The sequence below is a fragment of the Stenotrophomonas sp. 05L44_2 genome (assembly GCF_056665995.1).
Map to the genome: position 1 here is coordinate 1 of NZ_JBFTNR010000791.1, position 1,786 is coordinate 1,786.

At 67.1% G+C, this 1,786-nt stretch carries 3 protein-coding genes; 1 reads left to right on the forward strand and 2 read right to left on the reverse strand.

Going from position 1 to position 1,786, the window contains the following annotated elements:
* Positions 1 to 88 precede the first annotated feature (88 nt).
* Together rpsI and rplM are read right to left on the reverse strand one after the other, a co-directional pair.
* Entirely contained in the window at positions 89 to 481 is a 393-nt protein-coding gene (gene rpsI / locus AC1VAN_RS20645; RefSeq protein WP_005411311.1) for a 30S ribosomal protein S9, read from the reverse strand.
* A 2-nt stretch (positions 482 to 483) separates the two neighbouring features.
* On the reverse strand, positions 484 to 912 hold the full coding sequence (gene rplM, locus AC1VAN_RS20650; protein ID WP_025874623.1) for a 50S ribosomal protein L13: 429 nt from the start codon (positions 910 to 912) through the stop codon (positions 484 to 486).
* A 196-nt stretch (positions 913 to 1,108) separates the two neighbouring features.
* Between rplM and coq7 the strand changes: the two genes are divergently transcribed.
* Positions 1,109 to 1,753: a 2-polyprenyl-3-methyl-6-methoxy-1,4-benzoquinone monooxygenase gene (coq7, locus tag AC1VAN_RS20655; protein ID WP_032976655.1), complete on the forward strand. Its 645-nt coding sequence runs from the start codon at positions 1,109 to 1,111 to the stop codon at positions 1,751 to 1,753.
* Positions 1,754 to 1,786: the final 33 nt, after the last annotated feature.

Consider the following 1,786-nt stretch of genomic DNA (forward strand, 5'->3'; position numbering starts at 1 on the left):
GCCCCAGAACGACAAAAGCCCGGCCGAAGCCGGGCTTTTGCTTTTCCATCCAGCGGGCTCCCGAAGGAGCCCAACCAGGCGCGGTAAATCAGCGCTTGGAGAACTGGGTGGCGCGGCGGGCCTTGTGCAGACCGACCTTCTTACGTTCGACTTCGCGGGCGTCGCGGGTCATGAAGCCAGCCTTGCGCAGCTCGGACTTCAGGGTCTCGTCGTACTCGACCAGAGCGCGGGCGATACCCAGACGGATCGCACCGGCCTGGCCGGTGGTGCCGCCGCCAGCGGCGGTGACCAGGATGTCGAAGCTCTCGGTGTTCTTGGTCAGCTCGAGCGGCTGGCGCACGATCATGCGAGCGGTCTCACGGCCGAAGAACTCGTCCAGCGGACGGCCATTGACGGTGATGTTGCCCGAACCCTTGCGCAGGAACACGCGAGCGGTGGAGGACTTGCGGCGGCCAGTGCCGTAGTTTTGAGTGATAGCCATGATTAGATATCCAGAACCTGCGGCTGCTGTGCGGCGTGCGGATGCTCAGTGCCGGCGTAGACCTTGAGCTTGCGGTACATCTGGCGACCCAGCGTGCCCTTCGGCAGCATGCCCTTGACGGCGGTCTCGATCACGCGCTCCGGGTGGCGCTCAAGCGCCTGGGCGAGGGATTCGGTCTTCAGGTTGCCGATGTAACCGGTGAAACGGTGATACATCTTGTCCTGCAGCTTCTTGCCGGTGACGACAATCTTTTCTGCATTGATGACGACCAGGTAGTCGCCGGTATCAACGTGCGGGGTGTAGACCGGCTTGTGCTTGCCACGCAGACGGCGGGCCAGCTCGGTGCAGAGACGGCCCAGGGTCTTGCCCTCGGCGTCGACGAGGTACCAGTCGCGCTGGACGGTCTCGTTCTTGGCAGTGAAAGTGCTCATGAAGAACTCTTGGTTAGGTCGGGCTCATTGCGGCGAAGGACTCGCCGGAACTCTGCCACGCGTTGTGAAAGGTGGAGCGTAAGGGGCGGCATTGTACGCACCTTGGCTGGCGGGTGCAACCGGTCCCCTGCCCCGGGTTGGCAGGGGACCGGGGCCGGGCGAGAATCGGGCCTCCCCCGCTCCACGCCGTGCCGCCATGACCGTGCTTCGCCAGACCACCCCGCTGGACCACCTGCTGACCGAGGCGCAGCGCGCCCTGGACACGGTGTTCGGCAACCCGCCGGCCAGCCGCCCCTATCCGGCCACGGACACCGGCGAGCCCGGCATGGACAGCGCCCAGCGTCGCCACGCGGCCGGGCTGATGCGCATCAACCATGTCGGTGAGGTCTGCGCCCAGGGCCTGTACTTCGGCCAGGCCGCGGTGGCACGCGACCCGGCGACCCGCGAACATCTGCTGGAAGCGGCCCAGGAAGAGACCGATCACCTGGCCTGGTGCGCCACCCGCCTGAGCGAGCTGGACAGCCGCCCCAGCCTGTTCAATCCGCTCTGGTACGCCGGCAGCTACACCATCGGCACCCTGGCCGGGCTGCGCGGCGACGGCTGGAACCTGGGCTTCGTGGTCGAGACCGAGCGCCAGGTGGAAGCCCATCTGGACGAACACCTGGTCGACCTGCCGGCCGGCGACCTGCGCAGCCGCGCGGTCATCCGGGTGATGAAGGAAGACGAGGCCCGGCATGCCGAACATGCCGAGCAGGCCGGCGCGCGCCGCCTGCCGTTCCCGATTCCGGGCGCGATGGCGCTGGCCTCCAGGGTGATGAAGACCATTGCCTACCGGCTGTAACCCGCATGAGGGTAGTGCCGGCCGCTGGCCGGC

Coding starts and splice junctions, on each gene's coding strand:
- rpsI (WP_005411311.1), bottom strand. CDS start 481: ATGGCTATCACTCAAAACTACGGCACTGGCCGCCGCAAGTCCTCCACC.
- rplM (WP_025874623.1), bottom strand. CDS start 912: ATGAGCACTTTCACTGCCAAGAACGAGACCGTCCAGCGCGACTGGTAC.
- coq7 (WP_032976655.1), top strand. CDS start 1,109: ATGACCGTGCTTCGCCAGACCACCCCGCTGGACCACCTGCTGACCGAG.